Genomic DNA, 20,659 nt, shown 5'->3' on the forward strand with positions numbered 1-20,659 from the left:
GCCGCACCGGCCCAACCGTTGGGCCAGTGCCTTGGGTTGGCGATGGCACAGGACCAGCCACAGCCTTCAGGGGGAGGAACGATGGCGGACAGCTTCGGACCGATGCGGGACGAGGATGCCGACAGTGATGTCGTCGGCATGGGCCCGGAGGAGGGCTCTCCACGCAAGGAACCGATCAGAGTCCTCGTCGTCGACGACCACGCCCTCTTCCGTCGTGGACTGGAGATCGTGCTCGCGGCCGAGGAGGACATCCAGGTCGTGGGTGAGGCGGGCGACGGCGCGGAGGCCGTCGACAAGGCCGCTGACCTGTTGCCTGACATCGTCCTGATGGACGTTCGCATGCCGAAGCGGGGCGGGATCGAGGCCTGCACCTCCATCAAGGAGGTGGCCCCCAGCGCGAAGATCATCATGCTCACGATCAGCGACGAGGAGGCCGACCTCTACGACGCGATCAAGGCGGGCGCGACCGGCTATCTCCTCAAGGAGATCTCCACGGACGAGGTGGCCACGGCCATCCGCGCGGTCGCCGACGGGCAGTCGCAGATCAGCCCGTCCATGGCGTCGAAGCTGCTCACCGAGTTCAAGTCGATGATCCAGCGCACGGACGAACGGCGGCTCGTGCCCGCGCCGCGGCTGACGGACCGTGAGCTGGAGGTCCTCAAGCTCGTCGCCACGGGAATGAACAACCGCGATATCGCCAAGGAGTTGTTCATCTCCGAGAACACCGTGAAGAACCACGTCCGCAACATCCTGGAGAAGCTGCAGCTGCACTCCAGGATGGAGGCCGTGGTCTACGCGATGCGGGAGAAGATCCTCGAGATCCGCTGAGGGCCCTTGCGGGCCCACGCGGGATTTCGGGTCAGGCCGACGTGCGCGTGAGTTCCCGGGTGAGCGGCTCGCGCAACTCGGGTGCATCCACCCGTTCCACACGTACGTCCGTGCAGTCCACCCAGCCCGCCGCCTCGACCAGGGCCTGGGCCACTGCCGGGACCGCCTTGGGGCCGTCCAGCGTCACCTGCTTGGCCACCAGCGTGCGGCCCTCGCGGGCCGGGTCCACGCGGCCGACGAGGCGGCCGCCGGCCAGGACCGGCATCGCGAAGTAGCCGTAGACGCGCTTCTGCTTGGGGACGTAGGCCTCCAAGCGGTGGGTGAAGCCGAAGATGCGTTCCGTGCGGGCCCGTTCCCAGATCAGTGAGTCGAACGGGGACAGCAGCGTCGTACGGTGGCGGCCTCGGGGAGGCGTCTCCAAGGCCTCGGGGGCGGCCCAGGCGGGCTTGCCCCAGCCCTCGACCGTGACCGGGACCAGGCCGGAGTCGGCGATCACCGCGTCCACCTGCTCGCCCTTGAGCCGGTGGTAGTCGGCGATGTCCGCGCGGGTGCCGACACCGAGGGACTGACCGGCCAGGCGGACCAGTCGGCGCAGGCACTCGGTGTCGTCCAACTCGTCGTGCAGCAGCGCCTCGGGGATGGCCCGCTCGGCGAGGTCGTAGACGCGCTTCCAGCCGCGGCGCTCCACACAGACCACCTCGCCGTGCATGAGCGCGCGTTCGACGGCGACCTTCGAGCCCGACCAGTCCCACCACTCGCTGGTCCTCTTCGCGCCGCCCAGCTCGGTCGCGGTCAGGGGGCCCTCGGCGCGGAGCTGCTTGATGACCTGGTCGTAGGTGCCGTCGGGGAGTTGGTGGTTCCAGTGAGGGCGGTTGCGGTAGGCGCGGCGGCGGAACGCGAAGTGCGGCCACTCCTCGACGGGGAGGATGCAGGCCGCGTGGGACCAGTACTCGAAGGCGTGCGGCCGCGGCTTCGAAGTGCCGTCGGTGGATGCGCGCGTCCAGTAGGCGTCCTCGACCGTCCTGCGGCCCACCGCGCCCAGGCGCGCGTACGGGATGAGCTCGTGGGAGCGGGCCAGGACCGAGATGGTGTCGAGCTGGACCGCGCCGAGATGACGGAGTATGCCGCGCACGCCGCCCTTGCGGTCGGGTGTGCCGAGCAGGCCTTGAGCGCGTAGGGCGATGCGGCGGGCTTCGTCCGCGGAGAGATCGTTCGTGGGGCGCGGGGTCGTCATGGGTCGGACGATAGGCGGTGGCACTGACAATGGGGAGTGAGCTGCGGATCAGGGAAGCCGTGGGGGTGCGGGCGGCGCTGCTGACCTGTTGGAGGCCACGGCCGCGACGCCGGGCTCAGGCTTCGGGAACCGGCCGGCCGGACGAGGGCCGGGCGGGCAGATAGGGCGCTGTGGACGGGAGGCTCAGGTCCGACGGAAGCAGCGAACCCACCCAGCAGTCACGGCGTACGCCCTGGTTGACCATGGCCGAGCGGAGGGTGCCTTCGAGGGTGAAGCCGGTGCGGACCGCCACTGCCCGGGACGGGGTGTTGCCGACCTCCGCGCGCCATTCCACGCGGTCGATCGCGAGATGGACGAAGGCCCAGCGGGACGCGGTGAGGACGGCCTCGGTGATGTAGCCGTTGCCGCGGTGTTCCTTCGTGCCCCAGAAACCGATCTCCGCCCCGCTCATGGAACGCATCGTGAGGTTGAGCATGCCGACCAGGTTTCGCCCTTCGAGAAGGAAGAGGCCCCAGGTGAACATCGAGCCGTCGCTCCAGCCCTCGGGGACCAGGTGGTGCGTGAAGCTCTGGACGTGCTCGTACAGGTAGGGGGAGGGGAGCGTGGTCCAGCGCTGGATGTCGGGGTCCTGGACGGCCTCGTACACCGCGTCGGTGTCCTGCGGGCCGACCGTGCGCATCAGGAGGCGGTCGGTGGTGAGCGTGACGGGTTCCATCGGCCGATTCTGCTGGGGGTTTCAGGACCGGCGCCATCCTTCGACGGTGTGGGCGAGCGGTGCGGTGAGTGAGCGGGGGATCGCGTTTCGCACAATTCGTTCGCCGAACGCGGCACCATCAGCGACTCCCGGCCGTTGTCCCCTTCGAGGGAGATTTGAAGCAGTGGACGGTCGGCGTCCCCGGCAGGCTCCCGACGTGGCGGGGTCCTCGCATACGATGGCCGTTGCTCAGTCAAGTCAAATGGAAACCGACCGTCCCAGGCCCGACCGGCAAGGAGACCAACCCCCGTGTCCGTCCTCTCGAAGATCATGCGTGCAGGCGAAGGCAAGATCCTGCGCAAGCTGCACCGCATCGCGGACCAGGTCAACTCCATCGAAGAGGACTTCGTCGACCTCTCCGACGCCGAGCTGCGAGCCCTGACCGATGAGTACAAGCAGCGCTACGCCGACGGCGAGAGCCTGGACGACCTGCTGCCCGAGGCCTTCGCCACCGTTCGCGAGGCCGCCAAGCGCGTTCTCGGACAGCGGCACTACGACGTCCAGCTGATGGGTGGCGCCGCCCTTCACCTCGGTTACGTCGCCGAGATGAAGACCGGTGAGGGCAAGACCCTGGTCGGCACGCTGCCCGCTTATCTGAACGCCCTTTCCGGCGACGGCGTCCACCTCATCACGGTCAACGACTACCTGGCCGAGCGCGACTCCGAGATGATGGGCCGCGTCCACAAGTTCCTGGGCCTGTCCGTCGGCTGCATCCTCGCCAACATGACGCCGGCGCAGCGCCGTGAGCAGTACAGCTGCGACATCACCTACGGAACGAACAACGAGTTCGGCTTCGACTACCTCCGCGACAACATGGCGTGGTCCAAGGACGAGCTCGTCCAGCGCGGCCACAACTTCGCCATCGTCGACGAGGTGGACTCCATCCTGGTCGACGAGGCCCGTACGCCGCTGATCATCTCCGGCCCGGCCGACCAGGCCACCAAGTGGTACGGCGACTTCGCCAAGCTGGTCACCCGCCTCAAGCGCGGCGAGGCCGGCAACCCCCTCAAGGGCATCGAGGAGACCGGCGACTACGACGTCGACGAGAAGAAGCGCACGGTCGCCATCCACGAGTCCGGTGTCGGCAAGGTCGAGGACTGGCTGGGCATCGACAACCTCTACGAGTCGGTGAACACGCCGCTCGTCGGCTACCTGAACAACGCCATCAAGGCGAAGGAACTGTTCAAGAAGGACAAGGACTACGTCGTCATCGACGGCGAGGTCATGATCGTCGACGAGCACACCGGCCGTATCCTCGCCGGCCGCCGCTACAACGAGGGCATGCACCAGGCGATCGAGGCGAAGGAAGGGGTGGACATCAAGGACGAGAACCAGACGCTCGCCACGATCACCCTCCAGAACTTCTTCCGCCTCTACGGCAAGCTCTCGGGCATGACCGGTACGGCGATGACCGAGGCCGCAGAGTTCCACCAGATCTACAAGCTCGGCGTCGTCCCGATCCCGACCAACAAACCGATGATCCGCAAGGACCAGTCGGACCTGATCTACCGCACCGAGGTCGCCAAGTTCGACGCGGTCGTCGACGACATCGCCGAGAAGCACGAGAAGGGTCAGCCGATCCTGGTCGGCACGACGTCGGTCGAGAAGTCGGAGTACCTGTCGCAGCAGCTGAGCAAGCGCGGCATCCAGCACGAGGTGCTGAACGCGAAGCAGCACGACCGTGAGGCGACGATCGTCGCGCAGGCCGGCCGCAAGGGCGCCGTGACGGTGGCCACCAACATGGCCGGCCGTGGTACGGACATCAAGCTCGGCGGCAACCCCGAGGACCTCGCCGAAGCCGAGCTGCGCCAGCGTGGCCTCGACCCCGAGGAGCACATCGAGGAGTGGGCGGCGGCGCTGCCGGCCGCCCTGGAGCGGGCCGAGGCGGCGGTCAAGGCCGAGAAGGAAGAGGTCGAGTCGCTCGGCGGCCTGTACGTGCTCGGTACCGAGCGGCACGAGTCGCGTCGTATCGACAACCAGCTGCGCGGTCGTTCCGGCCGTCAGGGCGACCCCGGTGAGTCCCGCTTCTACCTCTCCCTGGGCGACGACCTGATGCGGCTGTTCAAGGCCCAGATGGTCGAGCGCGTGATGTCGATGGCGAACGTCCCGGACGATGTGCCGATCGAGAACAAGATGGTGACGCGCGCGATCGCGTCGGCGCAGTCGCAGGTCGAGCAGCAGAACTTCGAGACCCGTAAGAACGTCCTGAAGTACGACGAGGTCCTCAACCGTCAGCGTGAGGTCATCTACGGCGAGCGGCGCCGCGTCCTGGAGGGCGAGGACCTGCATGAGCAGGTGCAGCACTTCATGGACGACACGATCGACGCCTACGTCGGCGCCGAGACCGCCGAGGGCTTCGCCGAGGAGTGGGACCTGGACCGGCTGTGGGGCGCCTTCAGGCAGCTCTACCCGGTGAAGATCACCATCGAGGAGCTGGAGGAGGCGGCCGGTGACCGGGCCGGGCTGACCGCCGAGTTCATCGCCGAGTCCATCAAGGACGACATCCACGAGCAGTACGCGCAGCGTGAGGCGCAGCTCGGCTCCGAGATCATGCGTGAGCTGGAGCGCCGGGTCGTCCTGTCGGTGCTGGACCGCAAGTGGCGCGAGCACCTCTACGAGATGGACTACCTCCAGGAGGGCATCGGCCTGCGCGCCATGGCCCAGAAGGACCCGCTGGTCGAGTACCAGCGCGAGGGCTTCGACATGTTCACCGCGATGATGGAGGGCATCAAGGAGGAGTCCGTCGGCTACCTGTTCAACCTGGAGGTCCAGGTCGAGCAGCAGGTCGAGGAGGTCCCCGTCGAGGACGCCAAGCCGGTGGCCGACCTGGAGAAGAAGGACGCGGTGCCGGCGCAGGCGGGCGCGCGTCCCGAGATCCGGGCCAAGGGGCTGGAGGCGCCACGCCGTCCGGACCGGCTGCACTTCACCGCTCCCAAGGTGGACGGCGAGGGCGACATCGTCGAGGGCGACTTCGACAACGGCGACGAGCCGGTGCGTTCGGAGGCCGACGGCCTCACGCGTGCGGAGCGCCGCAAGCAGTCGCGTGGCGGGCGCCGCCGCAAGAAGTAGCGCCGTCGAGTACTGCGCGGGCGTGTGGCGTCGTCGATGCGGACGGCGCGGCGGTGCGGTGCACTGTGCACTGCGGTAGTGGCTGGAGGGCCGGGTCCCCTGTTCGGGGCCCGGCCCTTTGGTCTGCGCGGACCGCGGCTGCGGACTATGGCTGGCGGCTGGGGGCTGTGGGCTGAGTGGCGATCAGCGGGTGCGGTTCGCTGTCCGTGAGGTCGGCCGGCCCGCCAGGCCCCCGTCTGCGCCCGGCGGTGTCAGCGGTCCACGGGTTTGCCGCGGCGGGCGCTGCGCGGTCTCAGGCGCCGTCTGAGGCGGGCCCGCGGCGACCGCCCAGTTCCACTGCCGTGCAGCGCCAGCGCAGGTCCAGGCCCTGTTCCAGACGGAATGCCATGGCGCGCAGCTGGTCCCCGGCGCCGATGCGGGCGAAGGCCTCGATGGCGCCCGGCCGGGGCTCGAAGTAGCCGATGTCGCGGACGACGGGCCGGGTGCCGCGGGCGCGTAGAGGGCCGCGTTCCGCGAGCCGGGCGAGTTCGTCGTAGGCGCGGCTGGCGGTGTGGCGGAGCATCGAATGGACCGGGCGCTGGCCGCTCAGGACGAGGAGCAGGCGGTCGGCGAAGACGTCGGTGGGGCGGGGCGGGGGAAGGGGCCCGCGGGGCGCCCTGGAGGGGACGGCGTGGGTCCGGCTCGCCGAGGGCTGCGGGACGCGCTGCGCGACGGCTGGACGGGCGTGGGGCGCGTGGAGCGCGTCTTGCGGGGTGCGGGTACCCGCCCGGTCCGCTCCGGCGGACGCTGCGGCCTTGGACGCCCCACCGCTCGGACCGCGCGGTGGGGTGGCGCCGGGGCGGCGGGTGTCGCGACGGCTGGGCGGGCGGTTGCCGGGGCGGTGCTGGGCGGCCCTGGTCATGACCTTGTTCATGGAGTCCCCGTTCGTCGAGCCCGGTTGATACCGGTCGGTAACTTCGTGGTCGGTGATCTTGTACGGGGTTCTGGGGGTCGTCGGCAAGGAAGCCGGGAGCCGGGTCGAGCGGCCGGAAACTTCACTTATCCGGGTGATCGGGGGGCTCGGAGGCCCGCGACGGCGGGGGTGCACCGGGTGAATTCGTGGACCGGGGTGGACACCGCAGGAGGCGGCGGTGGGGACTCGAAAGGGGACACCCGCACGTATCCTGAAGGCCCTCCGGGGAGGTGCGGAACCGCCCTTTCCGGGTTCTTGCGGAGCCACACGAACACGAAAGCGGTCGGCCATGCGCGTCTACGTCCCCCTGACCCTCCCCGGCCTCGCCGAGGCGTACAAGACGGGCGAGCTGGGGACCGGGCCGCTCGTCGCGTACGCCGTCACGCCCGGGTTGCGCGAGTGGTATCTCTCCGACGACATCGAGGAGTTGGAGTACGCGGCGCTGAACCGGGCCGCGCTGGCCTCGCTGCGGCTGCTGGCGGCGGACGCGGCGGCCGTTCGGCGCCGGGTCGTGGTCGCGGTCGACGTGCCCGACGGGGTGGCGGTCACCGATCCGGACCGCGGGTTGGATCCGGCCGCGTTGGGCGAGGTGCGGATCGACGGCGGCGTGGCGCTGGCCAAGGCGGCCGCCGTGCATGTCGACTCCGGTGACGCGGAGGCGGATGTGGCGTCGGCGGCCGAGGCGCTGGAGGCGGCGGACGGCGGGGACGACGACGCCCAGTTCGTCGTGGACGGGGCCGACGACCACGAGCTGCTGTGGTTCGCGACCCAGGAGATCCCGAACCTGGTGGGACCGCTGGACTGAGGCGGGCCCGAGGGGCGCCGACTCGGGGTGTGGTGTGCCTGGCGGCGATGCCGTATGTCTGCCGACGCTGACGTGTGCCTGCCACTGCTGCCGTAGGCCTGCGGATGCTGGCGTGTGCCTGCCGCCTCTGCCGTAGGCCTGCGGATGCTGACGCGCGCCTGCTGCCTCTGCCGTAGGCCGGCTGACGCTGACGCGCGCCTGCCACCTCTGCCCGTATGCCCGGCACCCGTCTCGTGAGCCTGCCGGTCGCCTGTGACCTGCTGCTCTCTTGATTGTCAGTGGAGCCGGGTACGGTTCTTGGCATGGGGAAGCAGGCAGGGGCGCACATTGTCTGGGACTGGAACGGGACGCTGTTCCACGACATTGACGCGATCATCGGGGCGACGAACGCGGCCTTCGCCGACCTGGGACTTCAGCCGATCACGATCGAGCAGTACCGGACGCTCTACTGCGTGCCGGTGCCGAAGTTCTACGAACGGCTGCTGGGGCGGCTGCCGACGGACGCCGAGTGGGCGGTCATGGACGAGACGTTCCATCGGTACTACACCGAGCACCGGGTGACGTGCGGGCTCACCGAGGGTGTCGCGGAGCTGCTGGTGGCGTGGCGGGCGGCGGGGCGCAGCCAGTCGCTCCTGAGTATGTACGGGCATGACGAACTCGTCCCGCTGGTCCGGGGGTTCGGGATCGAGGAGCACTTCATACGGGTCGACGGGCGGACCGGGCCGTCCGGGGGCAGCAAGGTCGAGCACATGGTGCGGCACATCGAGGCGCTGGTGAGCGTGGACCCCGCTCGCACGGTGGTGATCGGGGACGCCGCCGACGACGCGGTGGCGGCGCTGCACGTGGGTGCGCGGGCCGTGCTCTACACCGGGGGATCGCACAGCCGGGCGAGCCTTGAGGAGGTGGGCGTGCCGGTGGTGGACACGCTGGAGGAGGCCGTCGCGGAGGCAGAGCGGTTGGCGGCGTAGCGGCACGGACGGCCCGGCGCAAACGCGGGGCCGGCCCGAGGCCGGGCACGACGGTGATGTGCCCGGCGGCGAGACCGGCGGTGGTGCGTGGGTGAGCCGGCGGGCCGATCAGGACGCCGGCGTCGGGGACGTCATGTCACCGGTGCCTTCGCCCGGAGCACCGTGAGGAACTCGCGCATCCAGCTGGAGTGGTCCGGCCAGGCGCGCGAGGAGACCAGCGTGCCGTCGACCACGGCTTCGGCGTCCTGGAACGTGGCCCCCGCGGCCTGCATGTCGAGTTCCAGGGCGGGGTAGGCCGTGACGCGGCGGCCCCGGAGGCCGTCGATCGCCGCGGTGAGCAAGGGGCCGTGGCAGATCTGGGCGACCGGCTTGTCGGCGTCGAAGAACGACTTGAGGATCTTGCGGAGTTCGGGGTCGTTGCGGAGGTACTCGGGGGCGCGGCCGCCGGGGATGACGACGGCGGCGTAGTCGCCGGGGTCGACCTCCGAGAAGGCGAGGTCGGCGGGCCAGGTGTACCCGGGCTTCTCGGTGTACGTGTCGAAGCCGGGCTCGAAGTCGTGGACGACGAACTGGAGCTTCTTGCGGGCGGGGGCCGCGATGTGGACGTCGTAGCCCTCTTCGCGGAGGCGCTGGTAGGGGTAGAGGACCTCCAGCGACTCCGCGGCGTCGCCGGTGATGATGAGGATCTTCGCTGTCATGTCGGGTGCGCTCCTCCTTGTTGGCCGTGTTCCGCCTCTTGATCGTGGATCGCCTCTTGATCGTCGTTCGCCTCTTGGCCTGGGTCCTTCTTCGGTCGTGGTCTCCCGTCTTCGTCGGGCCTCAGGGCAACGTGCCTCGGGGGCGGCGTCTTGCCAAGTGGGCGGGGGCAGCTCGGGGCTGGTGTTGCCCGGTGAGGTCGTTCTACCGCTGTTTTCGGCCAGTAGGTCACGCCGGGCGGCGTGCTTTCGGGGCCGTCCACGGGCCGAGTCCCGCCTCGGCCCCACCTCCCAGGCTCCTCCTCGGCGCCCGGACGTCGCCAGTTACGCCCTCACCGCCCGCTTTGCCCCTGTGCAGAACGTCAAAGTTCCACCCCTGGTTTTGTACACATACGGCTCATGACGGGGCCCCTGTAAGGAGCGATAGCCTTAGTGGCGTGATCAGCGCGATAGTTCGCGGGGGCACCGGAGCCCCCGCCCTGCGCCCGGAGAGCACGGACCACATCCGTGACCGGGCGGCGGTCGCTGGTCTTCGCGGGCGGGAGGGGAGCGAAAGGGCTCCCCGGACGCCATCCACAGCCTGTGCCCCAGCGTCGCGGAGAGCGGCGTCACACCCCGTGGGCAGCTCAAGATTGGCTCATATACCCCCGCTCATCTCCCCTCGCGGCATAGCGTCGAAGCAGACCGGACACCCCGCGTCGCGGCGTCACGTCCGCGAGGAAGAGACCGCACTTCCATCAACGTCACGCAACGGCGCGCGACAGGAGCCAGAGGACAATGCAGACCAAGCTGGACGAAGCCAAGGCCGAGCTGCTCGAGAGGGCCGCCCGGGTAGCTGAGAACAGCCCGGTCGGGGGGTACCTACCGACCGGGAAGACGGACGAGAGCGCGCCCGGCACCCCGGACCACGACACCGTGCTCGCGTTCCTCCAGCGCTACTACCTGCACACCGCACCGGAGGACCTCACCGACCGCGACCCGGTCGACATCTTCGGAGCCGCCTTCTCGCACTACCGACTGGCCGAGAACCGCCCGCAGGGCACGGCCAACGTGCGGGTGCACACGCCCACCGTGGAGGAGAACGGCTGGACCTGCAGCCACTCGGTCGTCGAGGTCGTCACCGACGACATGCCCTTCCTGGTGGACTCCGTCACCAACGAGCTGACCCGGCAGGGGCGGGGGATCCATGTGGTCATCCACCCGCAGGTCTTCGTCCGCCGCGACCTCACCGGCAAGCTGGTCGAGGTGCTCCCCGCGCCGCCCGCCGGTGATCTGCCGCACGACACGCACGCCGAGTCCTGGATCCACGTCGAGATCGACCGTGAGACCGACCGGGCGGACCTCAAGCAGATCACCGCCGACCTGCTGCGCGTGCTGTCCGACGTCCGTGAGTCCGTCGAGGACTGGAGCAAGATGCGGGACGCGGCCCTGCGCATGGCCGACGAACTGCCGCGGGAGCCCACGTCCGACCTGCGCGAGCAGGAGATCGAAGAGGCCCGCGAGCTGCTGCGCTGGCTGGCCGACGACCACTTCACCTTCCTCGGCTACCGCGAGTACGAACTGCGCGGCGACGACTCGCTGGCCGCCGTGCCGGGCACCGGACTCGGCATCCTGCGCTCCGACCCGCACCACGCCGAGGACGAGAACCACCCGGTCAGCCCGTCCTTCGAACGGCTGCCCGCCGACGCCCGTGCCAAGGCACGCGAGCACAAGCTCCTCATCCTCACCAAGGCGAACAGCCGGGCGACCGTGCACCGGCCGTCGTACCTCGACTACGTCGGCGTCAAGAAGTTCGACGGGAACGGCGAGGTCGTCGGCGAGCGGCGCTTCCTGGGCCTGTTCTCGTCCGCCGCCTACACCGAGTCCGTCCGGCGCGTCCCGGTCATCCGGCGCAAGGTGGAGGAGGTGCTGGAGGTCGCCGGGTTCTCGCCCCACAGCCACGACGGGCGCGACCTGCTCCAGATCCTGGAGACGTACCCGCGCGACGAGCTCTTCCAGACCCCCGTCCCCGAGCTCCAGCAGATCGCCACCTCCGTCCTGTACCTGCAGGAACGCCGCCGCCTGCGGCTCTACCTGCGGCAGGACGAGTACGGCCGCTACTACTCCGCGCTCGTCTACCTCCCCCGTGACCGCTACACCACCGGCGTGCGGCTGCGGATCATCGACATCCTGAAGGAGGAGCTCGGCGGCACCAGCGTCGACTTCACGGCCTGGAACACCGAGTCGATCCTCTCCCGGCTGCACTTCGTCGTCCGCGTCCCGCAGGGCACCGAGCTGCCGCAGCTGTCCGACTCCGACAAGGAGCGCATCGAGGCCCGCCTCGTCGAGGCCGCGCGTTCCTGGGCCGACGGCTTCGCCGACGCGCTGAACGCCGAACTCGGCGAGGAGCGCGCCGCCGAGCTGCTGCGCCGCTACCACAACGCCTTCCCCGAGGGCTACAAGGCCGACCACAGCCCCCGCTCCGCGGTCTCCGACCTCGTCCACCTGGAAGAGCTCACCGAGGAGAACAACTTCTCGCTGAGCCTGTACGAGCCGGTCGGCGCCGCCCCCGAGGAGCGCCGGTTCAAGATCTACCGCAAGGGCGCGGCGGTCTCCCTGTCCGCGGTGCTGCCGGTCCTCAGCAGGCTCGGCGTCGAGGTCGTCGACGAGCGTCCCTACGAGCTGCGCTGCTCCGACCGCAGCGTCGCCTGGATCTACGACTTCGGCCTGCGCATCCCCAAGCCGACGGGCGGCGCCGGCGACTACCTCGGCGACGACGCGCGCGAGCGGTTCTCGGAGGCCTTCGCCGCGACCTGGACCGGCAAGGCGGAGAACGACGGCTTCAACGCGCTCGTGCTGGGCGCCGGGCTGACCTGGCGGCAGGCCATGGTGCTGCGCGCCTACGCCAAGTACCTGCGGCAGGCGGGCTCCACCTTCTCGCAGGACTACATGGAGGACACCCTCCGCAACAACGTCCACACCACCCGCCTCCTCGTCTCCCTGTTCGAGGCGCGGATGTCGCCCGACCGGCAGCGCGCGGGGCGCGAGATCGTGGACGCCCTGCTGGAAGAGGTCGACGCGGCGCTCGACCAGGTCGCCAGCCTCGACGAGGACCGGATCCTCAGGTCCTTCCTCACCGTCATCAAGGCGACCCTGCGCACGAACTTCTTCCAGGAGGCGGCCGACGGCCGGCCGCACGAGTACGTCTCCATGAAGTTCGACCCGCAGGCCATCCCCGACCTGCCGGCACCCCGCCCCGCGTACGAGATCTGGGTCTACTCGCCGCGTGTCGAGGGCGTGCACCTGCGCTTCGGCAAGGTCGCGCGCGGCGGACTGCGCTGGTCCGACCGGCGTGAGGACTTCCGCACCGAGATCCTCGGCCTGGTCAAGGCGCAGATGGTGAAGAACACCGTCATCGTGCCGGTCGGCGCCAAGGGCGGCTTCGTCGCCAAGCAGCTGCCGGACCCGGGCGTGGACCGGGACGCGTGGCTCGCCGAGGGCGTGGCCTCGTACAAGACGTTCATCTCGGCGCTGCTCGACATCACCGACAACATGGTCGCCGGCGAAGTCGTCCCGCCGCGGGACGTCGTCCGCCACGACGAGGACGACACCTACCTCGTCGTCGCCGCCGACAAGGGCACCGCGACCTTCTCCGACATCGCCAACGGGGTCGCCGAGCAGTACAACTTCTGGCTCGGCGACGCCTTCGCCTCCGGCGGCTCGGCCGGCTACGACCACAAGGGCATGGGCATCACCGCCCGCGGCGCCTGGGAGTCCGTCAAGCGGCACTTCCGCGACATGGGCGTGGACACGCAGAGCGAGGACTTCACGGTCGTCGGCATCGGCGACATGTCCGGTGACGTCTTCGGCAACGGCATGCTGCTCAGCGAGCACATCCGCCTGGTCGCCGCCTTCGACCACCGGCACATCTTCATCGACCCGAACCCGGACGCGGCCACCTCCTACGCCGAGCGCCGCCGCCTGTTCGAGCTGCCGCGCTCCAGCTGGGAGGACTACAACACCGAGCTGCTGTCGGCAGGCGGCGGCGTCTTCCCGCGCAGCGCCAAGGCCATCCCGGTCAACGCGCACATCCGCGAGGCCCTCGGCATCGAGGGCAAGGTCACCAAGATGACGCCGGCCGAGCTGATGAAGGCCATCCTGCAGTCGCCGGTGGACCTGCTGTGGAACGGCGGCATCGGTACGTACGTGAAGGCGTCGACCGAGTCCCACGCGGACGTCGGCGACAAGGCGAACGACCCGATCCGCGTCGACGGTGCCGACCTGCGCGTCAAGGTCGTCGGCGAGGGCGGCAACCTGGGCCTGACCCAGCTCGGCCGGATCGAGTTCGCGCTGCACGGCGGCCGGATCAACACCGATGCCATCGACAACAGCGCGGGCGTGGACACCTCCGACCACGAGGTGAACATCAAGATCCTGCTCAACGGCCTGGTCGCGGACGGCGACATGACCGTCAAGCAGCGCAACAAGCTGCTCGCCGAGATGACCGACGAGGTCGGGCGGCTGGTGCTGCGCAACAACTACGCCCAGAACACGGCGATCGCCAACGCCCTCGCGCAGTCCGGTGCCATGCTCCACGCCCAGCAGCGCTTCATGAAGCACCTGGTCAGGGAGGGTCACCTGGACCGGGCGCTGGAGTTCCTGCCCACCGACCGGCAGATCCGCGAGCGCCTCGCCGCCGGCCACGGCCTGACCGGGCCGGAGACGGCCGTCCTGATGGCGTACACGAAGATCACGGTCGCCGAGGAGCTGCTGCACACCTCGCTGCCCGACGACCCGTACCTGAGCACCCTGCTGCACGCGTACTTCCCGTCCGCGCTGCGCGAGCAGTTCCCGGAGCACCTCGTCAGCCACCCGCTGCGCCGTGAGATCACCACGACCGTGCTGGTCAACGACACGGTCAACACGGGCGGTACGACGTATCTGCACCGGCTGCGCGAGGAGACCGGCGCCTCGCTGGAGGAGATCGTCCGGGCGCAGACCGTGGCCCGCGCGATCTTCCGCTCGGCGGCCGTGTGGGACGGCGTGGAGACGCTCGACAACAAGGTCGAGGCGGACGTCCAGACCCGGATCCGGCTGCACTCCCGGCGCCTCGTCGAACGCGGCACGCGCTGGCTGCTCAACAACCGGCCGCAGCCACTGGCGCTCGCCGACACCGTCGACTTCTTCGCCGACCGCGTCGAGCAGGTCTGGTCGCAGCTGCCGAAGCTGCTCAAGGGCGCGGACCTGGAGTGGTACCAGCAGATCTACGACGAGCTGACCGGCGCCGGCGTCACCACCGAGCTGGCCACCCGGGTGGCCGGTTTCTCCTCGGCCTTCCCGACGCTGGACATCGTCTCGGTGGCCGATCGCATGGGCAAGGACGCGATGGACGTCGCCGAGGTCTACTACGACCTCGCCGACCGGCTGCGCATCACGCAGCTCATGGACCGCATCAGCGAGCTGCCCCGCGCCGACCGCTGGCAGTCCATGGCCCGTGCCTCCATCCGTGAGGACCTCTACGCCGCCCACGCGGCCCTCACCTTGGACGTCCTGGCGGCCGGCAACGGCAGCGCGACGCCCGAGCAGCGCTTCAAGGCGTGGGAGGAGAAGAACGCGGCGATCCTGGGGCGGGCGCGGACGACCCTGGAGGAGATCCAGGGGTCGGAGGCCTTCGACCTGGCCAACCTGTCGGTCGCGATGCGGACGATGCGGACGCTGCTGCGGCAGCACTCGTAGGCGGTATGCGCGGGCAGTGTGCAGGCAGTGCGCCTGGACATCGCTCGTAGGCCGTACGCGGAGCAGGGCGCCCCGGGCTGGAGACAGCCCGGGGCGCTCGCGCGTTCGGGACAAAACGGGAATTACAGTGCTCGGGTGAGCACGATGCGGGCCGCGCTGCGGAGGACGACGGTGGTTCCGCTGCTCTGCGCGGCCCTGGTCGTCCTGCTGATGCTCCTGGTGATCGTCCGACTGCCATGGGCCGGTGACCTCGGTATGCACGCGGCGACCGTCGAGCGCCTGCGGCACGATCCGGCCGACCCCGGCAATCCGCTGGTCGACGCGGACACCCCGAGTCCGTACTACTCGCCGTGGATGCTGGTGCTCGGGTGCCTGGCCCGGGCGACCGGGGCGTCGGTCTTCGTCGTACTGCGCGTCGGCGCGGTGGTCGGACTCGCGCTGCTCGTCAGCGGGGTGTGGCGGTACGTGCGGACGCTGAGCGCCCGTCGGGTCGCGCCGGCGGTGGCCGTGTTGTGCCTGGTGTTCCTGTGGGGAACCTCGCCGTTCGCGTGGAGCGGGTTCCTCGGGTTGAACTCGCTGGCGTTGACGGTGTCGTATCCCAGTGTCCTCGCGCTGGGGCTGGCCTTTCACCTCTGGGCCTGGCTGGCGGCCGCGGTGCGGGCGGTGGCCGGGTGGGGTGTGTGGGTCGGGCTCGGGGCCCTGTGGGCGGTGGTGCTGCTGTGCCATCAGTTCTCGGGAGTGGTGGCCACCCTGGGGGCCCTGGCCACGGTGGTCGCCGCGCGGCCCGCCCGTGCGGCGCGGCCGCGGCCGGCAGGTGCGTCGGCGGTGGCCGTACTGGCGGGGGTGGTGGTCCTGTGGGCGTGGCCGTACTACGACTTCTTCGCGCTGGTCGGAGCGGGCGGCGACCTGGAGTCGGTGCATCGGGCGCTGTACCGGGATTTGGTGGGGCGGTACTGGCTGGTCCTGCTGGGGGTGGCGGCCCTGGCGCTGCGCTGGTGGCGGGACCGGCGGGATCCGTTGGTGCTGTTCTTCGTGCTGGGGACGGCGGTCGTGGTGCTGGGCTGGGTGAGCGGGCACTACTCGTGGGGCAGAGCGTTGCCCGCGGTGGTGATTCCCGCGCAGGTCGCCGCCGCGTTGGAGGTGGTCGAGGGGTGGCGGGCCCGGCGGCAGGTGTGGGCCGGGCTACTGGCCGGGGCGTTGGCCGTGGGGGCGTGGACGCAGATCGGGACGGTCGGGTACGTCGTCCCGCGGGGCGCGTTGCCGGAGGCGGTCGCGGCGAAGTACCGGGAGCCGTGGGTGGGGTACCACTGGGTCACACCGTGGGTGAAGTACGGGGACGTGGTCATGGCGCGGACCTTTCCGGCACGGCAGCTCCCGGCGTACGGGGCGTACACCGTGGCGCCCGGGTATCCCGACTTCTTCCTGCCGGACGAGGCGCCGCGGGAGGCCGCCGTGCGACGGTACTTCGCGGCGGGGACGCCGGCGGGCGTGCGGCGGGCGATCGTGGAGACGTACGGGGTGCGGTGGGTCGTGGACCGGGGCGGGGTGCGGGATCCGGGGTTGCGGGTGGTGGCCTTCGGGCCGGGTGGGCAGGCGCTGTACCAGGTGGTGCGGTGAGGCAGGGCGTGTCGTTCGGATCAGGTCGGCATGAGCGGCACGGCAGGTCCTAGCGAAGGGCGCTTCTCACCAGGCGCACCACCCGCTTCACCCGTGGGCGGGCCAGGCGGCGGGCCAGGGGGTGGAGCACCTTCGCCGTCAGGCCCAGGGGTTGCCAGCGGATCTGGAGGCGGCCCGGGCCGCGGCCCTCCGGTTCGATGGTCACGCGATGGGGGGCCGTGCCCGAGTGGTAGCCGATGCGGGTCGTCAGCGACGGGAAGGACAGGGGGGCCAGGAGCACGGCCGTATGGCGCAGGCCCTGGTGTTCGAGGCGGAGCAACGGGTGGCGCACGCCCGCGAAGCCGTGGTGGGGGACGGGTGCCGAGGTCAGGTCCAGGTGGACCTGGCCCTCGAAGATGCCGGGGCTGACCGGGGACAGCCGGAAGGGCACCGTGAGACGGCGTCGTCCCGGTGTGAGGAGGAGGCCGGCGCGGTGGGGGCCGACGGGCAGGCGCAGCCCGGGATCGTAGGTGCGGATCGTAAGGTCGATCGAGGCGCCGGGGCCGCGGGTGAGTTCCGTGATCTCGTGACGGAACTGGGCGCTGCGGAACGGCCGGGTGTCCAACTCCAGGTCGGACAGTTCCAGTTCACGGCGCGCCCAGTCGGTTGCCGGGATGCCGTCGCCCCAGAAGGTGTGCCCGGACCCGTCCGGTGTCACCTGCCTCGGCGCCACCGCGCGGCCCAGGCCCCGCGCCGCCAGCCGGGCGTCGGAGAACCGGCGTTCGCGGACCAGCTGCAGGACCACCCGTTCCGTACGGGGCAGTCGGGCGTAGGCGGCGGGGGAGAGGGTGTCGAGGTACGGGGTCACGATGTCCGCGAAGGACGTCAGCCAGGTGTCGTCCCGGTACGGCAGGTCCCCCGCGTACATCCGGAAGTCGTGCTTGAGGAACTTGTAGTCCTTGTCCTCGCGCAGCGCTCCGTGCCCGCTCTCGACGAGGAAGTCGTCGATGAGGCGCTGGACGTGGACGCGGTCGCGGACGTTGTCCAGCCGGTGGCGCTGGTTGGAGATCGACGCCGCTTCCACGGCCGCGTGGGGCGCGACGTACCAGCGGTACACCGGCTCCGGGACGATCGTGAACTCCTTGGCCAGACAGTACGCCTGCGTCGTGAACAGCTGGTCCTCGTAGTGGATCCCCTCGGGGAACCGCAGGTCGTGGCGGTCCAGGAAGGCACGGGCGTACATCTTGCTCGTCGACAGGTGCTCGAACAGCAGCCGCGGCTCGGACTCGATGCCCAGCACCGTGCGGCGCTCGGCGACCAGGTGCGGCATCCACTTCGTACGGCGGCCGCTGTCCTCCCGGATCCGCACCACCGCGCCCATCGCGAAGTCGATCTCCCGGTCCCGATGGGCCGCCAGCAGCAGTTCCACGGCGTCGTCCGCGAGTTCGTCGTCGCTGTCCAGGAACATGACGTACGGCGCCCCGGCGATCTCCAGGGCCCGGTTGCGCGGAGCGCTGCACCCACCGCTGTTCTCCGGCAGGCGCAGGTAGCGGATGCGGGGGTCCCGGGACGCCAACGCGCGTGCCACCTCGGGCGTCCTGTCCGTCGAGTGGTCGTCGCTGATGATGATCTCGATGTCGGCGTGGGTCTGCCGGCGCACCGACTCCACGGCCCGGGGCAGGCGTTCGGCGTCGTTGTAGACGATGACCGTCACCGTGACGTCCGCGGTCATACGGCCTCCCTCGGGCTCGGCGCCGGAGTGCGTCGCTCCAGCGGGACCACCGGCGGCAGGGCGTCCTCGCTCTCGCCCAGGAACACACGGCGTACCACCCGCTCGGCGGCGTGTCCGTCGTCGAACTCGCAGAAACGGCGCCGGAAGGCGGCCCGCGCCTTCGCCGCGCCCTCGTCGCGCCAGGCCTCGGTGGTGAGGATCTCCGTCAGTTCCCGCTGGCTGCGGGCCACCTGGCCCGGAGGTTCGGCCATCAGGTCGAAGTAGACGCCGCGGGTGGAGCGGTAGGTCTCCCAGTCGTCGGCGTACACGACGATCGGGCGGTCGAGGTTGGCGTAGTCGAACATGATGGACGAGTAGTCCGTGACCAGCGCGTCCGCGGCCAGGGACAGGTCCTCGACCGGGTCGTAGGCGGAGACGTCGATGACCCGGCCGGTGCGGCGCAGCGCGGTCAGCGGGGACGGTGTGCCGTCGTAGAAGTAGTGGCCGCGGATCAGCAGGACCGTGTCCTCACCGAGTTGGTCGGCGAGGGTGGCGAGATCGAGGCGGGGGGTCCAGCCGGCCTCGTAGTCGCGGTGGGTGGGGGCGTAGAGGATCGCGCGGTGCGTCGGCGGGATGCCCAGGCGGTCCCGGACGGCGCGGATGTCGGCGGCGGTGGCCGAGTAGAACACGTCGTTGCGTGGATAGCCGTAGTCGAGGGAGACGAAACGGGAGGGGTACGCGCGTTCCCACATACGGGTGGAGTGGCTGTTCGCGGAGACGCTGTAGTCCCATCTGTCGATCCGGGCGAGGAGGGCCTGGAAGTCGAGGCCCTTGGCGGCGGCCGGGAACTCCATCTGGTCCACACCCATCCGCTTGAGCGGGGTGCCGTGGTGGGTCTGGAGGTGGACCGCGTCCGGGCGCTTCACGATCGCGTTGGGGAAGTTGACGTTGTTGACCAGGTACTTCGCCGTCGCCATGACCTCGCGGTAGCGGCGGGTGCCGGGGATCACGTGGTCCGTGTGGGGCGGCAGGAGGGACGCGTTCTCCGGCGCCACCACCCACACCGGGTGGATCTGCGGGGCGAGTTCGGTGAGCTTGGCCGCGATCGCCGCCGGGTTGCAGGCCACTCCGCGGTTCCAGTACGCCGCGAAGACGGCCAGAGCGGGATCGACCGGGCGGGACAGTGCCTTGCGGTAGTGGTGATCACCGAGCGCGGCGCCGACCTGGCGCCCCCGGGCGCGTACGGCCGCCTTCGTGGCGCGGCGGGCGCGGTTGGCGGCCTGGAAGGCGCGGTACCTGGTGTACGCGTTCTCCTCCAGGAGGGCCCGGCGGATGCCCTCGGGCCCGGCCGGGCGCCGGTACTCGGGCGGGCGATGCCGTACCGCCGCTTGCGATGCCCGGCGGAAGAACTCCCTGGCCGCGGCGTCCGGCATGGTCGTGCGGGCGAAGGTGCGCAGGCAGTCGCGGACCATGACGTCGTACAGGACGGTGTGGGGAGCGGGACCGGTGGAGGGGGCGGCGGGGGTGGCGGTGGCACGGTCGCGGGCGAGGGCGAGGAGCGCTTCGTAGCGGTCGACGAGGGCGCGGTGCTCCTCGGGGGTGACGGGCGGAAGGCTCTCGGGGCGCAGCTCGTGGCGGTCGTACGCCACCTGGTTCAGGGCTGCGATGTGGTCGGCGAGGAGGAGGGCGGCGTAGGCCGCGAAGGGCTCGTCGGGGGTGGTGAGTTCGGCTTCGTGCGCCCGCCAGAAGGTGGTGCGCAGCGCCCGGTTGCCCAGGATCGGGGTGACCCGCAGCGCGGTGCGGGCGAGGGCGTCCAGGGGGTGGGCGGCTCGGCCGGCGCGGGCCAGGCGGGGGCCGTCGTCGGAGGGGAGGGCCGCGGTCTCCCAGGTGGAGCGGACATGGTCGAACAGGAGGACGTCCACCTCGCCCGGCAGATCCGCGACCCGTTCGGCGACCATGCGCGGGGCGCCGACCGGCAGGCCGTCCTTGGCGTGCACGAAGTGCAGCCAGCGGCCGGTGGCCCGGGCCGCCCCCGCCGACCGTGCCGCGGCGTCGTCCGTCCCGTCCGGCAGCGGCAGCACCAGCATCTCGGGCGCGTACGCCCGGGCCGTCTCCTGGGCCCAGGCACCGACCGCCGCCACGATCACCTCGACGCCGGTGTGCGGGTGCGCGGCCAGCGAGGCGAGGAGTCCGGTCAGGCGGTCCTGGGTGTTCGGCCCGTGGACGACGACGCTGAGCTCGGGCATCGCGGGGTCGGGCATCGCGGCCTCTCCTTCACCTCGTCATCGCACCGGGGACGCTCTGCCCGGCTTGGACCTGGCCTAGAACATAG

Annotated in this window: 12 protein-coding genes; 6 read left to right on the plus strand and 6 right to left on the minus strand. The window is 70.5% G+C overall.

Annotated features, from left to right (window positions below; all coding sequences use genetic code 11):
* The first annotated feature begins 81 nt into the window (after positions 1-81).
* A complete protein-coding gene (locus ACFYNL_RS39100) occupies positions 82-828 on the plus strand; it encodes a response regulator (RefSeq protein WP_019753254.1) in 747 nt (248 codons plus the stop codon).
* Between the two features lie 31 nt (positions 829-859).
* Here the strand turns inward: ACFYNL_RS39100 and ACFYNL_RS39105 are convergent, their stop codons facing one another.
* The gene (locus ACFYNL_RS39105; RefSeq protein ID WP_388812881.1) at positions 860-2,062 is read right to left on the minus strand and encodes a winged helix-turn-helix domain-containing protein; all 1,203 of its coding nucleotides are present in this window, start codon (positions 2,060-2,062) and stop codon (positions 860-862) included.
* 115 nt (positions 2,063-2,177) lie between these two features.
* The gene (locus ACFYNL_RS39110; RefSeq protein ID WP_388812884.1) at positions 2,178-2,777 is read right to left on the minus strand and encodes a GNAT family N-acetyltransferase; all 600 of its coding nucleotides are present in this window, start codon (positions 2,775-2,777) and stop codon (positions 2,178-2,180) included.
* Between the two features lie 288 nt (positions 2,778-3,065).
* Here ACFYNL_RS39110 and secA point away from each other — a divergent pair, with 288 nt between their 5' ends.
* The gene (secA, locus tag ACFYNL_RS39115) at positions 3,066-5,885 is read left to right on the plus strand and encodes a preprotein translocase subunit SecA (RefSeq protein WP_388812887.1); all 2,820 of its coding nucleotides are present in this window, start codon (positions 3,066-3,068) and stop codon (positions 5,883-5,885) included.
* A gap of 292 nt (positions 5,886-6,177) precedes the next feature.
* Here secA and ACFYNL_RS39120 read toward each other — a convergent pair whose 3' ends face one another.
* Positions 6,178-6,798: an Rv3235 family protein gene (locus ACFYNL_RS39120; RefSeq protein ID WP_388812889.1), complete on the minus strand. Its 621-nt coding sequence runs from the start codon at positions 6,796-6,798 to the stop codon at positions 6,178-6,180.
* 328 nt (positions 6,799-7,126) lie between these two features.
* Between ACFYNL_RS39120 and ACFYNL_RS39125 the strand changes: the two genes are divergently transcribed.
* Both ACFYNL_RS39125 and ACFYNL_RS39130 read left to right on the plus strand, forming a co-directional pair.
* Positions 7,127-7,642 (plus strand): DUF6912 family protein, encoded by a 516-nt coding sequence (locus ACFYNL_RS39125; RefSeq protein WP_388812892.1) that lies wholly within the window; start codon positions 7,127-7,129, stop codon positions 7,640-7,642.
* Positions 7,643-7,944: 302 nt separating this feature from the next.
* Positions 7,945-8,610, plus strand: a complete 666-nt coding sequence (locus tag ACFYNL_RS39130) for an HAD family hydrolase (RefSeq protein WP_388812895.1) — start codon at positions 7,945-7,947, stop codon at positions 8,608-8,610.
* 131 nt (positions 8,611-8,741) lie between these two features.
* Here the strand turns inward: ACFYNL_RS39130 and ACFYNL_RS39135 are convergent, their stop codons facing one another.
* Entirely contained in the window at positions 8,742-9,308 is a 567-nt protein-coding gene (locus ACFYNL_RS39135) for a DJ-1/PfpI family protein (protein ID WP_388812897.1), read from the minus strand.
* 774 nt (positions 9,309-10,082) lie between these two features.
* On the opposite strand from ACFYNL_RS39135, the gene ACFYNL_RS39140 reads away from it, so the two are divergent.
* Both ACFYNL_RS39140 and ACFYNL_RS39145 read left to right on the plus strand, forming a co-directional pair.
* On the plus strand, positions 10,083-15,020 hold the full coding sequence (locus ACFYNL_RS39140) for an NAD-glutamate dehydrogenase (protein WP_388812900.1): 4,938 nt from the start codon (positions 10,083-10,085) through the stop codon (positions 15,018-15,020).
* Between the two features lie 144 nt (positions 15,021-15,164).
* Positions 15,165-16,637 (plus strand): hypothetical protein, encoded by a 1,473-nt coding sequence (locus tag ACFYNL_RS39145; protein WP_388812925.1) that lies wholly within the window; start codon positions 15,165-15,167, stop codon positions 16,635-16,637.
* 49 nt (positions 16,638-16,686) lie between these two features.
* On the opposite strand, the gene ACFYNL_RS39150 is transcribed toward ACFYNL_RS39145, so the two are convergent.
* Together ACFYNL_RS39150 and ACFYNL_RS39155 are read right to left on the minus strand one after the other, a co-directional pair.
* Entirely contained in the window at positions 16,687-18,348 is a 1,662-nt protein-coding gene (locus ACFYNL_RS39150; RefSeq protein ID WP_388812903.1) for a glycosyltransferase family 2 protein, read from the minus strand.
* Complete coding sequence (locus ACFYNL_RS39155) at positions 18,345-20,573, minus strand: CDP-glycerol glycerophosphotransferase family protein (RefSeq protein ID WP_388812927.1); 2,229 nt, start codon at positions 20,571-20,573, stop codon at positions 18,345-18,347. The genes ACFYNL_RS39150 and ACFYNL_RS39155 overlap by 4 nt, the downstream gene beginning before the upstream one ends.
* Positions 20,574-20,659 lie beyond the last annotated feature (86 nt).

Origin of the sequence: Streptomyces sp. NPDC007808 (assembly GCF_042868655.1) — a bacterium.
In the GTDB taxonomy this organism is placed as follows: Bacteria; Actinomycetota; Actinomycetes; order Streptomycetales; family Streptomycetaceae; genus Streptomyces.

What these genes read in the sequence shown, in the direction of transcription:
- ACFYNL_RS39110 (WP_388812884.1), bottom strand. Translation starts at nt 2,777, where the DNA reads ATGGAACCCGTCACGCTCACCACCGACCGCCTCCTGATGCGCACGGTC.
- ACFYNL_RS39105 (WP_388812881.1), bottom strand. Translation starts at nt 2,062, where the DNA reads ATGACGACCCCGCGCCCCACGAACGATCTCTCCGCGGACGAAGCCCGC.
- ACFYNL_RS39100 (WP_019753254.1), top strand. Translation starts at nt 82, where the DNA reads ATGGCGGACAGCTTCGGACCGATGCGGGACGAGGATGCCGACAGTGAT.
- ACFYNL_RS39150 (WP_388812903.1), bottom strand. Translation starts at nt 18,348, where the DNA reads ATGACCGCGGACGTCACGGTGACGGTCATCGTCTACAACGACGCCGAA.
- ACFYNL_RS39120 (WP_388812889.1), bottom strand. Translation starts at nt 6,798, where the DNA reads ATGAACAAGGTCATGACCAGGGCCGCCCAGCACCGCCCCGGCAACCGC.
- ACFYNL_RS39145 (WP_388812925.1), top strand. Translation starts at nt 15,165, where the DNA reads ATGCGGGCCGCGCTGCGGAGGACGACGGTGGTTCCGCTGCTCTGCGCG.
- ACFYNL_RS39135 (WP_388812897.1), bottom strand. Translation starts at nt 9,308, where the DNA reads ATGACAGCGAAGATCCTCATCATCACCGGCGACGCCGCGGAGTCGCTG.
- ACFYNL_RS39155 (WP_388812927.1), bottom strand. Translation starts at nt 20,573, where the DNA reads ATGCCCGAGCTCAGCGTCGTCGTCCACGGGCCGAACACCCAGGACCGC.
- ACFYNL_RS39125 (WP_388812892.1), top strand. Translation starts at nt 7,127, where the DNA reads ATGCGCGTCTACGTCCCCCTGACCCTCCCCGGCCTCGCCGAGGCGTAC.
- ACFYNL_RS39130 (WP_388812895.1), top strand. Translation starts at nt 7,945, where the DNA reads ATGGGGAAGCAGGCAGGGGCGCACATTGTCTGGGACTGGAACGGGACG.
- ACFYNL_RS39140 (WP_388812900.1), top strand. Translation starts at nt 10,083, where the DNA reads ATGCAGACCAAGCTGGACGAAGCCAAGGCCGAGCTGCTCGAGAGGGCC.